Below are 16,769 nucleotides of genomic sequence, written 5' to 3'. Positions count from 1 at the left end.
CGTGCCAGGCGTCGCGGGCCAGGCGGGAGTTTGCGGGCACCCCCTAGCCCCCCTCCGAGGAGACGACATGCTCAGACCGCACCGGATGCGATCGCCGCGCAGGCTGATCGCCGCCGCCACCGCGCTGTGTACGGCGGCGCTGGCCGGCACCCTGCTCGCCGGACCGGCCTCCGCCGACCCGGCACACAGCCCGTCCGCGCCCCACGCGACAACGGCACAGCCGGCCGCAGCGGGCAACAAGGTCGTCGGATACTTCACCAACTGGGGTGTCTACGACCGCAATTACCACGTCAAGAACATCGAGACGTCGGGGTCGGCGGCCAAGCTGACGCACATCAACTACGCCTTCGGCAACGTCCAGGGCGGCAAGTGCACCATCGGCGACTCCTACGCCGACTACGACAAGGCCTACACCGCCGACCAGAGCGTCGACGGTCAGGCGGACACCTGGGACAACGGCGCACTGCGCGGCAACTTCAACCAGCTGCGCAAGCTCAAGAAGCTGCACCCGGGCCTCAAGGTGCTCTGGTCGTTCGGCGGCTGGACCTGGTCGGGCGGCTTCACCGAGGCCGCCAAGAACCCGGACGCCTTCGCGCAGTCCTGCCTCGACCTGGTCGAGGACAAGCGCTGGGCGGATGTCTTCGACGGTATCGACATCGACTGGGAGTACCCCAACGCCTGCGGTCTGACCTGCGACACCAGCGGCAAGGACGCCTTCACCAAGGTCATGAAGGCACTGCGGTCGAAGTTCGGCCAGAACAATCTGGTGACCGCGGCGATCACCGCGGACGCCTCGGCCGGCGGCAAGATCGACGCCACCGACTATGCGGGAGCGGCCCAGTACGTCGACTGGTACGACCCGATGACGTACGACTACTTCGGCGCCTGGGACGCCAAGGGCCCGACGGCGCCGCACTCCCCGCTCACGTCGTACAGCGGCATACCGAAGGCCGGCTTCAACAGCACCGACACCATCGCCAAGCTCAAGGGCCTCGGCGTACCGGCGGGCAAGCTGCTGCTCGGCATCGGCTTCTACGGCCGCGGCTGGTCGGGCGTCACCCAGGACGCGCCCGGCGGTACGGCGACCGGCGCGGCACCGGGCAAGTACGAGGCCGGGATCGACGACTACAAGGTGATCAAGGACCGCTGCCCGGCGACCGGCAAGGTGGGCGGCACCGCCTACGCCAAGTGCGGTGACCAGTGGTGGAGCTATGACACACCGGCGACCATCGGTACGAAGATGGCCTTCAAGGACGCGCAGGGCCTGGCCGGCACGTTCTTCTGGGAGCTGAGCGGCGACACCACCAACGGTGAGCTGATCAAGGCGATCAAGTAACCGCAGATACAGGCGGGTCGGGCGGGAGGCGGCGGCCTCCCGCCCGTCGCCCGTTCCTCGTACGGTGCCGCCGTCCCGAGGATGTGTCTCAGGTGGGCGGACGAGGTGGCGCCGGGCAGCCCGGCTCGTACTCCTCGATCAGCCGCAGGGTGTCGCCCAGGCCGCGCACCAGCAGCGTGACCACCGTCTCGCGCGGCACCTCCTGCTCCGCGATCCAGTCGAGGGTGACGCCCTCGACACTGGAGAGCCAGCCGGTCAGCGCGGTACGGGCGAGCGGCGGAATGTCGGTCCGGCCCCAGGCGTCGATGGCGATGGTGCCCAGCAGCCGGGCGCGTACGGTGTCGCGGATCGCCAGCACCTCGGCGTCGAAGCCGACGCCGCCGGTGACGATGGCGCGATAGGCGGCCTGGTGGTGCTGGGCGTAGCGCAGATAGCCGTCGACGGTGCGCTGCACACGTTCGCCCGGCGGGAGGTCATGGGTGCTGCCGGCCCGCTCGACCAGCTCGGCCACCGCGTCCTCGATGATCGCGAGGTAATAGCCGCGCTTGTTCGTGAAGTAGTAGTAGATCAAGCCCTTGGCGACGCCGGCCTGGCGCGCGATGTCGTCCATGGACAGCGCGTCGTAGGAGGTGTCGTCGAACAACTTCCGTCCGGTGGCTATCAGTTCGGCGCGACGCGCCTGGGAGCGCACGGTGCCGCGGACGGCCGGCGAGCCGACCCGTCCACGCTGTTGACTATTATTCAAAGTCCGCCCAAGTCTCCAACTACCAAGAGTTTTAGGCAGTATGACAGAGCGTCATGACCTGCTGCCGACACTCCGCAGGGCGCCTCCAGCACTTCCCTCGTGCATGCGACCGCTGCCCCGGGGAGGACGCAGTGAGCTCGACGACGCACTCACCGCCATGGCCCGGTCAAGGCGATGGTGCTGAAGATGAAGGCCGCCTCGCTCACCGACCACCGGCCGACCACCCACGACGGCGGACCCGAACTCGCCCTGAGCGCCGACGCGCGGACGGGCTGCGGCTGCGCGCGGGAGGCCACCGCGACACCCGTTCGTGAGGCGGCGCACCACGCGGGGTTTACGGCCCCGCCCGCTACGAGCACCATCGCCGTACGGGGGCAGGAGCCGTATCGAAGAGGTGACACGTGGTCAACCCTTGGCTGGCGATGGAGACCGGTGCCGACCCGGCGGAACGCACCCGCACGGTGCGACGGGCCCATGCGGCGTTCCTGGCCGACGGGACCGTCGCATCGCCGGTCCGCCAGGTGGTCGCCGACTCCTGGCGGCGCTCGGCCGACGCGCGGGCGTCCTCGGACGGCGTCGCACCCATCGAGCTGGACGAGGCCGCGCTGCGCGCCTACCGGGACGGGCATCCGCTGGCCCGCGCCATGCCCGTCTTCCGGGAGCTGCTGGGCAGCTTCGCGCAGGACGGGGCACATCTGCTGGCCGTCTGCGATCCGCAGGGGCGGATGCTGTGGGTGGAGGGGCACCGCGGGGTGCGGCGCAGTGCGGAGCGGATGAACTTCGTGGTGGGCGCCCGCTGGGACGAGCGGCATGCCGGCACCAACGCCCCGGGCACCGCGCTCGCCGCCGATCACGCCGTACAGATCTTCGCGGCCGAGCACTACAACCGGCAGGTGCAGCGCTGGACCTGCGCCGCCGCTCCGCTGCACGATCCGCGGACCGGGCGGCTGCTGGGCGCGGTGGACATCACCGGCGGCGACCATCTGGCGAGCCCGCACAGCCTGGCCCTGGTGCAGGCCACCGCGCGTGCCGCGGAGGCCCATCTCACCTCCGGGGTACCGGAATTGGGAGTCTGTCTGTCGGCGCTGGGCCGGGACGAGGCGCTGCTGGTCGTGGACGGGGAGCGGCTGCGGCTCGGACGCCGTCACAGCGAGATCATGGTGCTGCTGGCCCGGCACCCCGAAGGGCTGACGGGCGATCAGCTCTCGGTACTGCTGTACGGCGAGCGCGAGATGCGCCCGGTGACGCTGCGGGCCGAGCTGTCCCGGCTGCGGCAGCTCGTCGGTGCGCTGCTGCACTCCCGCCCGTACCGGCTGAGCAGGCCCGTCGAGACCGATCTGTGCGCGGTCGAGGCGAAGCTGGCGGCCGGAGAGCCGGCGTGCGCGCTGAGCGGCTACCCCGGTCCGCTGCTGCCGCTGTCGGAGGCGCCCGGCGTACGGCGGCTGCGCGTCGCGCTGGAGGAACGGATGCGGCGCGCACTGCTCGGCGCGGGCGACCCCGACCTGCTGCGCGAGTGGTCGCGCACCCCCTGGGGCGAGGACGACCTGGAGGTCTGGGAAGCCCTGGTGGAGGCCTTGCCGGAGCGTTCACCGGCCCGTACCGCCCCGATGGCCGCGGCGGACCGGCTGCGCGCCGGGTACGGCCTTCCCGGCGGCTCCCCCGGCACACCGCTCACCGCGCGCGTCGCAACGTTCACGCAACCTCCCCGGTCATAGCCTGCGCACAACGCCCGTCGCACGGGAGTGGCGGGCACCGCGCCGAGAGCGATTGGGAGGCCGCCCCATGGCCCGTTACGCCAGCCCGGGTTCCGCCGATGCCGTCATGAGCTATCTGCCCCGCTACGACCACTGGATCGGCGGCGAGTTCGTGGCGCCCGTACTGGGCCGGTACTTCGAGAATCCGACCCCGGTCAACGGGCAGCCGTTCACCGAGGTCGCCCGCGGCACCGCCGAGGACGTCGAGCGCGCGCTGGACGCGGCGCATGCGGCCGCGCCCGGCTGGGCCCGTACGCCCGCCGCCGAACGCGCCGCCGTGCTGAACAGGATCGCCGACCGGATGGAGGCGAACCTGGAGGCGCTGGCGGTCGCCGAGAGCTGGGAGAACGGCAAGCCCGTACGGGAGTCCCTGGCGGCCGACATCCCGCTGGCCATCGACCACTTCCGCTACTTCGCGGGCGCCATCCGCGCCCAGGAGGGCTCCCTCTCGGAGATCGACGAGGACACGATCGCCTACCACTTCCACGAGCCGCTCGGGGTGGTCGCCCAGATCATCCCTTGGAACTTCCCCATCCTGATGGCGACCTGGAAGCTCGCCCCGGCGCTGGCCGCCGGCAACGCCGTGGTCCTCAAGCCGGCCGAACAGACCCCCGCCTCGGTGCACTTCTGGATGAGCCTGATCGCGGATCTGCTGCCGCCCGGCGTGGTCAACATCGTCAACGGCTTCGGCGTCGAGGCCGGCAAACCGCTCGCCTCCAGCCCGCGCGTCGCCAAGGTCGCCTTCACCGGTGAGACCACGACCGGCCGCCTGATCATGCAGTACGCGTCCGAGCACCTGCGGCCGGTGACGCTCGAACTGGGCGGCAAGAGCCCCAACATCTTCTTCGACGATGTCTCGTCCCTGGCGGACGACTTCCAGGACAAGGCGCTGGAAGGCTTCACCATGTTCGCCCTCAACCAGGGCGAGGTGTGCACCTGCCCGTCCCGTGCGCTGATCCAGCGCGGGCACTACCAGGACTTCCTGGCGGCCGGGGTGGCCCGCACCGAGAAGATCGTCCAGGGGCATCCGCTGGACACCGACACCATGATCGGCGCACAGGCCTCCAACGACCAGCTGGAGAAGATCCTCTCCTACCTGGACATCGGCCAGAAGGAGGGCGCCCGCGTCCTGACCGGTGGCTCCCGGGCCGAACTGGGCGGCGAACTGGAGGGCGGCTACTACGTCCGTCCGACGATCTTCGAGGGCAACAACGACATGCGGGTCTTCCAGGAGGAGATCTTCGGCCCGGTGGTCGCCGTGGCACCGTTCAGCGACTTCGACGACGCGATCGGCATCGCCAACGACACCCTGTACGGACTGGGCGCGGGCGTCTGGACCCGCGACGGCTCCACCGCCTACCGCGCGGGCCGCGCCATCCAGGCCGGGCGGGTATGGACCAACTGCTACCACGCCTACCCCGCCCATGCGGCGTTCGGCGGCTACAAGCAGTCCGGGATCGGCCGGGAGACCCACAAGATGATGCTGGACCATTACCAGCAGACGAAGAATCTGCTGGTGTCGTACTCGCCGAAGAAGCTGGGCTTCTTCTAGGTCCACGAAAAAAGGCGCCTGACCTGGGATTTTGCCCGTCAGGCGCCTTTCGCTCGGCCCGCTCGGAGCAGGGACCGGCTTGCGTGGTAACTCCCAGTTTCTCCCACAGCTATCCCGCTCCTGACCGGCGTGCGCCGATGACCGCAGGAGGGCCTACGAGCTGGGGGGCGCGATCCGGCAGGTCGAGCAGCGCGTCGACGGTTGCGTCGAGTGCCGTGTTCAGCTGGGCCAGGTTGCGCAACCGGAACCCCGCGAACCGGGAGTGGGCCGATCTTCGTCCAGACCTCCGCCACCACCGACCAGAACGTCCGGTTCGGCGACACGGTCCACCTCTGGGACCTGACGGCGGCCGAACCTGGATCGTCGAATACATCCACGAGCCGCTGGTGCAAGAGCCGTTGCATCATCAGGGGTACATCAACTTGCTCACCGATCCGGAGTGCGGCCTGCCGATCACAGGCACCAGTCTGCACTGTTCCTGCGATCGGCTACCCGAGTCCTATTCGGAGTGCAGGTTCAACGCCCACAGCACCAACGGAAGGTTGGGCAGACTTCAAGTGCGCTTCACGCGCCGCACCGGAAAGAGGCTCGACTGCTACAAGGAAGATCCGGACGACTACGCGGCGCGACGAAAACTGTATCGCCGAATTCCGGCCCATCTGACAGGCGGTTCCTCCGGGACGAGTCTCTCGCAGTAGCGGCTATACCGTGCCGCGTCCTTATAGCACTGGATCCCCGGTTAGCGAAACCGGGGATCCGCCGCATCATTGGAGATCCACCGCCATTCCCTAACCGTCACGTCGAAAGGCAGCAGCACAACGCGCCAGCCCACAAGTTCACATGCCCTTGCCCATGCCAACACTCGACACGGCACGTGGGGACGGCCCTCAGCTACGCCACGGCATAGCTGAGGCGGAACAGGTCCTGGGCCCGCGCCAGGTCCCGCTCCGTACGAAGCTGCACCTCCAAGTCACCCGTGCCGTGGTGGCCGAGCCCCGTCACGTCCCGGGTGAACCCAGGAACAAGGTCGAGGCCCTTCGGGTCAACCTTGAGGTAGACGAGGAGCTTGGTCTGCTGTGGAGGACAGACGCAGGCGAAGTTCCGCAGTCGCTGGTAGGCCGCGTACTGCTTGCGCTGGACCCGGGTGACGCCGTCCCCCAGGCCGAGCAGCACCTCGTCGACCGCCTCCGCCAGCTGCGCCCTCGCGCCGTCCGGCCTTCGGGCCGGCGGCAGCCCGGCCGTGCGCCGGCGGCCCCGCTTGGTGGCGGCCGACTGGCCGGTGACAGAAGCCACAGTTTCCAGGCCGATGTGCGCGCTACCGAAGTACCGGTAGCGGACCAGGTCGATGCTGCGCCGGTGCTCACGTACAGCGTGCACGTCGTAGCGGGTGAAGTCTCCGGCGACACAAATCAGACGGGGCGCGCTCCACAACACCTGAGCTGCAGCCGAGGCCCCGAGCCGGTCGCGGACGAGGTATCGGAAGGCGTCCTTGTGAGCCATGAGCCACGACATGTAGTAGAGGCCCTGATTGATCACACCGGCATCGGTTCCGCGCTTGTATTCGACGATCACGGGCGCGAAGTTCTCGTCGAGCCCCAGCGAGTCGATCCGCCCACCCTCGACGCAGTCGATGGCGTACTCGCTTGCCAGGAACTTGACCCCCAGCATCGTCTCCATGTGCGACTCGATGAGGTCCTGTACATCCGCCTCGACCTCAGCAAGACGGGCCATGACCTCGGCCACGCCGCCTGTCGTGTTGAACAACTTCAGGCCCACCGCCCCCTCCACGATCACGATGCCGCAGGAGAACGTCGCGGAACTCGGGGATATTTCCGCTATCGAAGCCCTCCAGAAAGGGAAGAAAGAGCAAGAAATTCGCATACAGAACGATGCGATGCAGAGCGCTCAGCACAGCCCCATGCACATCCGCGCCACTGGGGCGGAACGGGAAGCGTGGAGGACGCGTCCAGGGCATTCGGCTTCTCTCGGGCGAAGGGCTACGAGCTGGTTCGCCGCGGCGAGTTCCCGTGCCGAGTGCTGCGCATCGGACGTAGCACACGTGTCGTCACCGCATCCTTGCTCCGTGTCCTCGAAAGCGGAGAGCCGGAGTACAACGGTGCCCACGCCGGATGCTGCACCCCGTCGTAACCCGTCACATACAGAACCCCCGCCGGAGCGAACCGGCGGGGTTTCGCCTTCTCGTGATCAGGGCCGGGGCGTCTTCTGGCCCATCAATGCGATGCTGCAAGGTGCGCGTCGGCGTCTCACTCACGCCCGACACGGTCTCACATCTCACCTCCACACCCTCATCCAGATCTGCCAGTGGTCGAAGCACGCGTCCACCTACGCTCGGATGATCCGCGCCGGATCACGCCCCGCCGAACGCCTGGCCCAGACCTTGACCGATCCGACGCTGCCCAATCCGACCGCCACCACCCTCACCCAAGCCGACACGCTCGGACGGCTCCTGGAGGAACTTCCCAGCCAGTTCACCCCACACCCCGGTTAGCTGCCCCGCACCATGCCACCCGAGGCACCCTCGCGGGACACCCCAAGCCGGTGCAGAACCCCTGACCACTGCCCCAATGGCTCATGTCTCGGTCAGGGCCGACCGCCTTGCTCCGCGCTCGATCGGCGACGTGACCGTGCGGCCCTTACCGGTGACCGGAGATCACGGGTCAGTGCTTCGGAGGGTCCGCACGGGAAGGGCGGGGCCACCAGAGCCCGCCATGGCACACCCTGTCCACATCTGTCCCTAGCGTCCGGCAGACGCGGGTCGCCGGTGTGCCGCCGGGAAGATCTGATTCGGCCGCGGCGCGTGTGGCGAGAGGGTGCTCAACCATGCGCCGGATGGGGGGTGCCAGTTGGTGCGTTCGACGCTGCGCATCTTTCGCACAGGAGCTGGCGGACGGCGTGATTCTTCGTCGCGACGCCCGTTCCGTTCAGACGATGCAGCATCTGCGACCTGGCGTGTGTGTGCTGGGCGCAGATGCCCGCGCCGCAGGCGCGGCACGTGGCGACTGCGGGCGTGGGCTGGTCCAGGGTCTGGCAGTCGTAGCAGTTCATCGCTGGTCTCCGTTCGCGTGAGGGGTTGGTTTCGCCGATCACGTGTGTGGGGCCGGTTTACGTGGATGCGTGGCGTAGCCGGGCCATCGCGACGACTGCTTCGTTGAAACGGGTGCATACCGTCGTGTATTTGGCAGCGTTGGCCTGGTTGGGTTCGTATCGCTCCTTGGCGACGTGTGGCCGTTCGGCTTCATCAAAGCTTGGCCACACACCTGCACCGACGAGGGCTGTGGCTGCCGCACCGAGCGCGGCGGCCTGCTGGTCCACCTTGGTTCTCAGCAGGGGAACGTCGAAAACGTCGGCGTAGATCTGGTTCCAGCCCGGATGGCGGCTTCCGCCGCCGGAGATGAGAACCGCGGAGTCGTCCGTCGCGAACTCTCCGATGATGTCGAGCCCGCGCCGCAACGATGCGGCAATGCCTTCCAGCGCTGCCCTGGTGATGTGCGGTCGGCGGTGCGAGAGGTCCATGCCGTGGAGCACGCCCCTGGCTTCCGTACCTCCTTCCAATGGCGTTCCGCCGCTGAGCATGGGCAGGAACAACAGACCGTCAGCGCCCAGCGGTGCCGTACAGGCTTCGGTGACGAAGTCACTCATGGCCATGCCGGGAGCCAGCAGATCGCGCAGCCACGTCATGGTGGTTCCACTGCTGAAGGTGGACAACGCACTGACGTACAGCCCGGGTACGACGTGCGCGAACACGAAGGGACGGGAGTGCGCGTCCAGGACGGGGGCGCCTGAGGTGACCGTGATCCAGCTCGACGAGCCGAGCGAGGCATACATGCGCCCCGATGTGACCCCACGGGATCCGAGGGCCATGCACGCGTTGTCCACTCCCCCGGCGAACACGGGAGTCGAGCGAGGCAGGCCCAGCTGGTCGGCTGCCTCCGTGGTGAGGGCACCCACCTGGTCCGTGGACTCCACGATGGGTGGCAGCAGTGAGACCTCCAGGCCGGCCGCTGCCAGCAGGGTTTCGTCGTAACGCCGTTCGCGCAGGTCGTAGCAACCACTCCCCGATGCGTAGGAGTGGTCGGTCACCAGGGCGCCGGTCAGTCGCAGGTTGACGTAGTCCTTCGAGCCGACCAGGTGACGTGTCGCGGACCAGTCCGAGGTTCGGTGACGCCGGAACCACATTGCCTTGAAGATGGGGTACAGGGCGGGGGTGAAGCCGTTCCCCGTGGTCGTGTACCACGACTCCTCGTCGACGCGAGCGAAGTACTCGGCCGCCTCCTCGGTTGCCCGCGTGTCCGACCAGATGGGCGTGGTCTCCCCCAGCGGGCGGTGGTGTGTGTCCAGCATGACCGCGCCGAGGCTGTGACCGGACACGGCGATGCCCACGATGCGCTGCTTCCACTCGGGGGATGTCGCCATCAGGGTCCGGGTCGCCCCGACGACGGCGTCCCACCAGTCGTCGGGGCGTTGCTCGTTCCATCCGGCTCTGGGGTGCAGCGTCGGATAGTCGACGACCGACTCGGCGAGGCACTCGCCTTCGGCGCTCCACACGGACGTCTTGCATCCTCCGGTGCCGAGGTCCAGGGCGAGGACGAGCTCAGACACCCTCGGCCTCCGCTGCTTGCTGTGCCAGCTCCTTCGCGACAGTGGCGTTCATTCCGAAGCGGGTGACTCCGAGGTCCGCCATGGCCTGGACCGTCTTGAGGTCGCGGATGCCGCCGGCCGCCTTCATCCGGGCGCGGCCGGCCAGTTGGTCGGCGATGATGCGAATGTGCTCGACCGTGCTGGGCACGCCGGACCAGCCGGTGGCCGTCTTCACCCAGTCGATCCCGGCTTCGACGGCGCAGTCGCACCCAAGGCGGATCTCCTCCTCGGTGAGGTGTCCGACTTCGAGGATGGCCCGGAGCGGTACCGCGCCGTCGACCACGGCGGCGATCTGTGCGAGTTCCGAGGTGACGTAGCCGGTGTCCGCGGAGCGCAGTCGGCCGATGTTGACGACGACGTCCAGTTCCTGGGCTCCGGCGTCCAGCAGTTGCTGGGCTTCGAAGACCTTGGTGGCGGTGGTGGCTCCCCCGGAAGGGAAGCCGACGGGCGAGCCGACAAGTGTCTGTGAGCCTTCGAGGCGATCGCGGAGGTAGGGGACCCAGTTCGGCAGTACGTGGGCGCTGACGAAGTTCGACTCGCGGGCCCGACGGGCCAGTTCGTCGATGTCGGCACGGTTGTGGGATGCCTGCACGCAGCTGATGTCGACGAAGCGCGGGAGTTGGGTAATCGAGAAGGTGGGCTGCTCAGGCACGGTAGCCTCCGTGGCCCGGGTTGGGACGGGTCGTCCAGCGGCCGGCTTCGTCGACGACGAGTTCCTTCATTCCCCCGGCTCGCTCAATGATCTGGTAGTCCTGGCCGGCGTCGGAGGCGTAGCAGAAGAGAGTGACCAACCGCTCGGAGCCGACGTTGACGCTGCGATGGACCCAATGTCCGGGAACGTAGACGGCCTCGCCGGGCTTGATCTCGATGGCCTTGCTCTGGCCGTCGAGTGTCTCCAGCAGCATGACGCCGTGGCCGGCCAGTCCCACGTACAGCTCGGATCGATCGGCCTGGGCATGCAGATGGCCGCGGGTCATGAAGTACTCGTCGCCCACCTTGCCGGGTTCCAGGACGCTGACCCCGGTGATGAGACCGCCCGGGCCGTCCTCGGTCCGGCTGCTCTCCACCCAGTAGACCGGCTTGCCGTCGTCGTCGGCCAGGAGTGCCTCGAACGCTTCGGTGTCGCGGTAGAGGCCCTTGAGGTCGGGCAGGTACTTCTCGTAGCGGCCGTTGTTGCCGGTCAGCGCCCCGTTCTCGGGCACCAGCGTCAGCTTCACCGGCGGTACGGGGACGGGTACGGGCATGACGTCCTGTGTCGACACTGCTGTTCCTTCGCTTTCCTTCGCTCGTGATTGCTCTGTGGGGGTGCCGGCACTGCTGCTACCAGATGGTGTAACCGCCGTCGGCGACGACCGTCGCCCCGGTCATGAAGGACGCGGCATCGGATGCGAGGAACGCCACCACGGACGCCACCTCGTCCGGGGAGCCCATCCGCCCGGTGGGCGTGTGCGCCTTCCACTCGGTGAGCCACTCCTCGGGCACGCCCTCCTTGGTGAGGTCGGTGAGGATGTAGCCGGGTGCGATGGCGTTGATGCGGATGCCGTCGGTGGCGTACTCGGCGGCCAGGCTTGCGGTGAGCGAGTGCACGGCGGCCTTGGAGGCGTTGTACGCCGACTGCATCTGGGGGTGGTTGACGATGAGGCCGGACATGGAGCCGATGGTGACGATCGAGCCACGCGTTCCCTTGGCCTGCATCTGGCGTACGGCCTCTCGCGTGCACCAGAACGACCCGTCGAGGTTGGTGTCCAGGACGTACCGCCAGTCGCTCTCGCTGATGTCGGCGGAGGGTGTGTGGACCACGACACCGGCGGAGGTCACCAGGATGTCGATCCTGCCGTGCTGCTCCGCGATCGAGGCGAACGTCGACGCGACAGTGCCGGCCTCCCTGACGTCGCAGTGGATGTAGTCGACTTCCCGGCCGGTCTTCGAGTGCTCCTCGGCCGTCGCCCGTCCCAGGTCGTCAAGGATGTCGATGATGATGCATCGCGCTCCCATCTCCTGAAGGGCTCCGACGATCGCGCGCCCGATGCCGCGGGCCCCGCCGGTGACGACGGCCACGCGACCGCCGAGTTCGAGCTTTTCCCTGTACATGATGTTCCCTTTCATCAGCCGACCGGGGTGTCGGCTGTGTCGATACGGCCCAGCAGGCGCGCGGGGTTGGTGACCAGCGCGATTTCGGCGAGCTTGTCGTTTCCGCTCCGCACGAGGCGCGGCACGATGCGCTCGCCCAGGTAGGCCAGTCCCGGCATGCCGCCATAGGCGGCGTATCGGGTGCGGCGCGCGACGTCACCACCGAGCAGGAGGCGGCCGGCCGCGCCGAGTTCCGCCGCTCGGACGAAGCAGTCGAGCAGTGCCGAGTCGGGCCAGGTGCGGGTGCGGGCGAACCCGTCGTAACCCAGGTAGGCGCCCGCGTCCGCGAGTTCGGCGTGCAGCACGGGGTCGGGGTTGCGGTCGATGTGCGCCAGGACGACGGCGTCGGGCCTCACCCCATAGGTGGCGAGGAGGTGGAGCAGCTCGAACGTTGCGCTCCCGTGCTCGAGGTGCACCATGACGGGGGCACCGGTCCGGGCGTGGGCCTGGGCGACGGCGGCCAGGACGCGCTGTTCGAAGCGCGAGATGCCCCAGTAGCCGATGCCTGCCTTGAGCACGCCCGCGCGGACCGGTTCAGCGTTCGTCGCCAGCGCGACCGTGCTGTGATCCGGTGTGTCGGCCTCCGGCATCCCCGCCTCGACGTCCGATGTGAACCGCTCGGTGAGCTGCTGCTCGGTGAGGTCGAGCAGCCAGTGCCCGGACCCGTAGTGCGCTTCGCGGTGGGCGCCCGTCGTGGCGACGATGTGGAGCCCGCGGTCGGCGCTGATCCGGGCCAGGGCGGCGGGGTCGCGCCCGAGTCCGGTCGGAGTGGCGTCGACCATCGCGGCGATTCCCGAGTTCCGGAGCAGTCCGGCCTCGGCACCGCTGCGCTGCTCGTCGTCGAGTTCGTCGCCGGGGAGCAGCGGAGTGTCCTGGAAGAGGTGCTCGTGGTAGTCGGTGCGGCCGAGGCCGGCCGGCGCGATGTCACCGAGAACGGTGCGGACCATGGCCATCAGCGCACGCCGGCGGCGACTCGGGCCAGTTCGTCCACGGTCTCCCGCGGCATCGGAATGTCGAAGACATCGGCGATGACCTGGGTCCATCCATGGACGAAGTACCGCCATCCATCCTCGATGAACAGACCGCGCTCGTCCTGCTGGGCACGGGCCTGGTGCAGGAACTCCAGCGTGCCGCGGTAGTTGAACTCCCACACCACGCCCTTGTCGGGGAACCGTCCGGCGTTGCCCACCGGGGAGCCGGGCCGGTCCTTGCCCATGCCGGTCGCGTTGACCACGAGGCTGCTCGGGGGGAGGGAGGCCAGGAGCGCGTCGACGTCGTCGGGGCCGGTGGTCACGACGTACTGCATGAGGGCCGGGTCGATGCCGGCCCGCTCGTGCAGCTGGCGCTGGTGGGTCAGCCGTTCCTGGGACCGCGCGGTGCAGATCACGCGGGAAGGCCGGTCGCCGCGTACGCCGAGCTGGTGGCTCAGCGCGCAGCCGGAGCCGCCGGAGCCGAGGACCACGGCCGCGGCCCCGGTCGTGGTGAAGTGGGCGGCCGGAAGGAAGTCCTCCAGGGCAAGTCGTACGGTCACGGGGTCCTTCGCCGCGCCCGTCAGGCGGGTGCCGCGCTTGGCGATGGATGAGATCTCCCCGAAGGTCCGGGCGAGGTCGTCCAGGTCGTCGAAGAGGTCACGGGCCGCCTCGAACACCGCGATCTTGTGGCTGGTGACAAGCGCTCCGCGGTGGCCGGGATCGTCCGTGATGGAGCCGACCACATCGCGGTAAGTCTCTCGTGGCGCCCCGAGCCCGATGTCGTGCCCGAGCAGGGTGCGCGTGGGGAGTCCGAGCACCTCGGCCCACTTGGGGAACACCTTCATGATCGACGAGCTGCCGGTCGTGACACCGACGAAGCCCATGTGCGTGTCGTGTTCCGTCGTCATCGCCGACCCTCCGTGATGGCCTGGGTGAATGCGTCGGCGAACTGCCGCGCGGCGTACTCGATCTCGTCCCAGCGACCGGCGGCCATCGCGGATGCGGAGCACAGCTCGCTCCCGGCGCCGACCGCGACGGCTCCGGAGCGCAGCCAGTGGCCGATGTTGTCGGCGCGTACGCCCCCGGTGGGCATGAACGGCACGTCCGGGAAGGGACCTCGCAGCGACGCCAGGTATCCGGGTCCGCCCAGGGAAGCCGGGAACACCTTGACGGCGTGTGCGCCGAGCCGCACGGCGGTGATGACCTCGCTGGGCGTCAGTGCGCCGAAGAAGGCGGCGGCTCCCGTGTCAAGCATGGCCTCGGCCAGGGAGGGGTCCGTACCGGGGCTGACCAGGAATCGAGCTCCAGCGGCGACGGCTTCCTTGGCCTGGGACGCGGTGCGGACGGTTCCGGCCCCCAGCTGTACGCCCGCGCCGTACCGTCGGTCGATCTCGCGGATCGCGTCGGCCGCGTCCGGGGTGCTGTAGGTGATCTCGATGCCGGTGATCCCCCCGGCGACGAGGGCGTCGACGGCGCGTACGGCCCGGTCGGCCGAGGGAGCCCGCAGAACGGCGACGACTCCCGCGGCGCGCAAGGCGGCAAGCGCTGATGTCCGGTTCACTCAGATCTTCTCCTTGGTGGCGTCCTCGGTGGCTGCCTTGCTGGAGGGGAGAGGGACGATGTTCGCCGGGGCATCTCCGCGCAGGACGGCGAGCACTGCGCTCACCGTGCCGAGGCTCATGCTGTCGACGGCTTCGACGGTCTGTGCCGCGGAGTGCGGGGTGAAGATCGTCCGGTCGGCCAGGGCCTCGGTGAGCAGGGGGCTGGTCGCCTCGCCGGCTTCCGAGGAGAGCGTGTCCGAGGCGTAGACCCGAACCTTTCCCTCGTCCAGCGCCTTCGCCAGGGCCGCTTCGTCGACGAGGCCGGCGCGTGCCGTGTTCACGAGGATCAGCCCCGGCCGGGCGGCCGCCAGCCAAGCCGCGTCGATCAGAGGCTGCTCGCCGGGGGCGTGCAACGAGACGATGTCGCAGCGGTCCGCTATCCCGTTCAACGACGCGGGCTCGATGCCGGCGGCCCGCAGGTCGGAGTCCAAAACCCAGGGATCGTGCCCGAGGACGGTGCTTCCGAAGCCCGCCAGCCTCGCGGCCACTCCGCGCCCGATGCGGCCTGCTCCGATGATGCCGACCGTGAGGCGACCGAGCTCGCGGGCTCTGTTCACGCTCCAGTCGCCGGCTCGGACCCTCTGATCGCCGCGGGTGACGTTGCGCAGCGCGGCGAGCATCAACGCGAGCGCATGGTCGGCGACGGCACCGCTGTTGGCCCCGGGGGTGTTGGTCACCAAGATGCTGCGTCGGGCCGCCGCGGCAAAGTCGACGGCGTCGACTCCTACGCCGTATCGCGCGATCAGGCGCAGGTGGGGCGCGGCGTCCAGATGGTCGGCGGTAATCGGGCCCGTTCCCGCGATCCACGCCGTGGCGTGCGCCAACAAGGGGCGGAGGGCGTCAACGGCATGGTGGGCGGGGCCGGTTATGACACGGGCTCCGGCCGACTCGAGCGCTCCGCGTGCGTCCAGATCGCCGGAGGAGAAGGAACGGCTCGTCACCAGCACGGTGGGGGGCGGTGTCATGAGCGGCCGCCGTGCTGCCGGTGTCCCGTGACCGCGCCGCCGTCTTCCTCCGCGACAACCAGGATCTTGACCTCGGCGCCGGACCCGATCGCCTCGAACGCCTCGGCCGCGCGGGTCAGCGGGAAGGTGGCGGTGATGAAGTCCGCGGCGTCGATCTCGCCGCTCGCGATGATGTCGATCGCGTCCCGGAAGTCCTCGGCGCGATAGGTGGTCGCGCCCTGGATCCGGACCTGGTACTCCTGCACGACGGGGAGCTCGATGGTGATCGGCCTCCGGGCGCCTCCTACGACGACCACGGTGCCGCCCTTCAGGACCATCTGGATCGCCGACTCGACGGTGGGCTGGATGGACACGCAGTCGAAGACGACGTCCGCGCTCTCTCCCAGTTCCGTTCGGACGGCCTGGGCGAGGTCGGTGCGCGTGGCGTCGACGACCGCGTCGGCACCCAGCCGGAGGGCGAGCTCACGCTTGCCGGCGAGGGTGTCCGTCATCACGATCTTGCGTGCGCCCTGGTGCCGGGCCGCGGCCATGACGAGCAGGCCGATGGTTCCCGCACCGAGGACGGCCACCGCCTTGTCCCGGAGGTCGCCGGCCAGGCGCACGGCATGCACCGGTGTGGCGAGCGGCTCGATGAGGGCGGCCTGGTGGTCGGTGAAGTCTTCGGGGACGACGTGGAGTCGGGTGGCTGGGATGGTGAACACGTCGGCCATACCGCCCTCGCGGTACCCGCACCCGAAGAACTGCAGGTTCTCGCAGAGGTTTTCCCGCTCCGTCGTACACGGTTTGCAGTGCCCGCATACGAGGGTCGGCTCGGCCGTGACCCGGTCGCCGACGCTGACGTTGTCGACGCCTTCGCCGGTCTGTACGACCTCGCCGACGACCTCGTGGCCGGGGTAGTACGGAGGCTTGAAGAAGGCGTGCTCGCCGTGGGCGCCGGCCTTGTCGGAGCCGCAGACGCCGGAGACGTGGAGCTTGACGAGCGCTTCTCCGGGCTCAGGCGTGGGGACGGCTTCGGTGTGGATCTCGATGGTGTCGGGCGCGGTGCAAACCACTCGG

The 16,769-nt window shown here is 69.0% G+C and carries 16 protein-coding genes; 4 read left to right on the top strand and 12 right to left on the bottom strand.

From position 1 onward, the window contains the following. The first annotated feature begins 67 nt into the window (after positions 1 to 67). Positions 68 to 1,336, top strand: coding sequence for a glycoside hydrolase family 18 protein (locus KI385_RS38800; RefSeq protein WP_238576706.1), 1,269 nt, complete (start codon positions 68 to 70; stop codon positions 1,334 to 1,336). A gap of 88 nt (positions 1,337 to 1,424) precedes the next feature. Here KI385_RS38800 and KI385_RS38795 read toward each other — a convergent pair whose 3' ends face one another. Beyond that, positions 1,425 to 2,081, bottom strand: coding sequence for a TetR/AcrR family transcriptional regulator (locus KI385_RS38795; protein WP_238576705.1), 657 nt, complete (start codon positions 2,079 to 2,081; stop codon positions 1,425 to 1,427). A 401-nt stretch (positions 2,082 to 2,482) separates the two neighbouring features. On the opposite strand from KI385_RS38795, the gene KI385_RS38790 reads away from it, so the two are divergent. Together KI385_RS38790 and adh are read left to right on the top strand one after the other, a co-directional pair. Beyond that, complete coding sequence (locus KI385_RS38790) at positions 2,483 to 3,796, top strand: GAF domain-containing protein (protein ID WP_238576704.1); 1,314 nt, start codon at positions 2,483 to 2,485, stop codon at positions 3,794 to 3,796. Between the two features lie 67 nt (positions 3,797 to 3,863). Beyond that, positions 3,864 to 5,387 (top strand): aldehyde dehydrogenase, encoded by a 1,524-nt coding sequence (gene adh / locus KI385_RS38785; RefSeq protein ID WP_238576703.1) that lies wholly within the window; start codon positions 3,864 to 3,866, stop codon positions 5,385 to 5,387. 891 nt (positions 5,388 to 6,278) lie between these two features. Here the strand turns inward: adh and KI385_RS38780 are convergent. Then, positions 6,279 to 7,118, bottom strand: coding sequence for a DUF5655 domain-containing protein (locus KI385_RS38780; protein WP_238578030.1), 840 nt, complete (start codon positions 7,116 to 7,118; stop codon positions 6,279 to 6,281). Positions 7,119 to 7,740: 622 nt separating this feature from the next. On the opposite strand from KI385_RS38780, the gene KI385_RS38775 reads away from it, so the two are divergent. Then, positions 7,741 to 7,896: a hypothetical protein gene (locus KI385_RS38775; protein WP_238576702.1), complete on the top strand. Its 156-nt coding sequence runs from the start codon at positions 7,741 to 7,743 to the stop codon at positions 7,894 to 7,896. A gap of 326 nt (positions 7,897 to 8,222) precedes the next feature. On the opposite strand, the gene KI385_RS38770 is transcribed toward KI385_RS38775, so the two are convergent. The 10 genes from KI385_RS38770 to KI385_RS38725 are packed head-to-tail and all read right to left on the bottom strand — an operon-like array spanning position 8,223 to position 16,765. Next, positions 8,223 to 8,453, bottom strand: a complete 231-nt coding sequence (locus tag KI385_RS38770) for a DUF2180 family protein (protein WP_238576701.1) — start codon at positions 8,451 to 8,453, stop codon at positions 8,223 to 8,225. Between the two features lie 57 nt (positions 8,454 to 8,510). Next, complete coding sequence (locus tag KI385_RS38765) at positions 8,511 to 10,007, bottom strand: xylulokinase (protein WP_238576700.1); 1,497 nt, start codon at positions 10,005 to 10,007, stop codon at positions 8,511 to 8,513. Beyond that, positions 10,000 to 10,698, bottom strand: coding sequence for a deoxyribose-phosphate aldolase (gene deoC, locus KI385_RS38760; protein ID WP_238576699.1), 699 nt, complete (start codon positions 10,696 to 10,698; stop codon positions 10,000 to 10,002). The genes KI385_RS38765 and deoC overlap by 8 nt, the downstream gene beginning before the upstream one ends. After that, positions 10,691 to 11,308: a glucose-6-phosphate isomerase family protein gene (locus KI385_RS38755; RefSeq protein WP_238576698.1), complete on the bottom strand. Its 618-nt coding sequence runs from the start codon at positions 11,306 to 11,308 to the stop codon at positions 10,691 to 10,693. The genes deoC and KI385_RS38755 overlap by 8 nt, the downstream gene beginning before the upstream one ends. A 58-nt stretch (positions 11,309 to 11,366) precedes the next feature. Next, positions 11,367 to 12,137, bottom strand: a complete 771-nt coding sequence (locus KI385_RS38750) for an SDR family NAD(P)-dependent oxidoreductase (protein WP_238576697.1) — start codon at positions 12,135 to 12,137, stop codon at positions 11,367 to 11,369. 14 nt (positions 12,138 to 12,151) lie between these two features. Further along, positions 12,152 to 13,123, bottom strand: coding sequence for a phosphotriesterase family protein (locus KI385_RS38745; RefSeq protein ID WP_238576696.1), 972 nt, complete (start codon positions 13,121 to 13,123; stop codon positions 12,152 to 12,154). 5 nt (positions 13,124 to 13,128) lie between these two features. Continuing rightward, entirely contained in the window at positions 13,129 to 14,055 is a 927-nt protein-coding gene (locus KI385_RS38740) for a shikimate dehydrogenase family protein (RefSeq protein WP_238576695.1), read from the bottom strand. Beyond that, a complete protein-coding gene (locus tag KI385_RS38735; RefSeq protein ID WP_238576694.1) occupies positions 14,052 to 14,708 on the bottom strand; it encodes a bifunctional 4-hydroxy-2-oxoglutarate aldolase/2-dehydro-3-deoxy-phosphogluconate aldolase in 657 nt (218 codons plus the stop codon). The genes KI385_RS38740 and KI385_RS38735 overlap by 4 nt, the downstream gene beginning before the upstream one ends. Beyond that, a complete protein-coding gene (locus KI385_RS38730; RefSeq protein ID WP_238576693.1) occupies positions 14,709 to 15,713 on the bottom strand; it encodes an NAD(P)-dependent oxidoreductase in 1,005 nt (334 codons plus the stop codon). After that, on the bottom strand, positions 15,710 to 16,765 hold the full coding sequence (locus tag KI385_RS38725) for a zinc-dependent alcohol dehydrogenase (RefSeq protein ID WP_238576692.1): 1,056 nt from the start codon (positions 16,763 to 16,765) through the stop codon (positions 15,710 to 15,712). Before KI385_RS38725 ends, KI385_RS38730 begins: the two co-directional genes overlap by 4 nt. Between the last annotated feature and the right edge of the window lie 4 nt (positions 16,766 to 16,769).

Origin of the sequence: Streptomyces inhibens (genome assembly GCF_022221585.1) — a bacterium.
Classification (GTDB): Bacteria; Actinomycetota; Actinomycetes; order Streptomycetales; family Streptomycetaceae; genus Streptomyces; species Streptomyces inhibens.
This window is presented reverse-complemented; position numbering and strand designations above follow the sequence as displayed.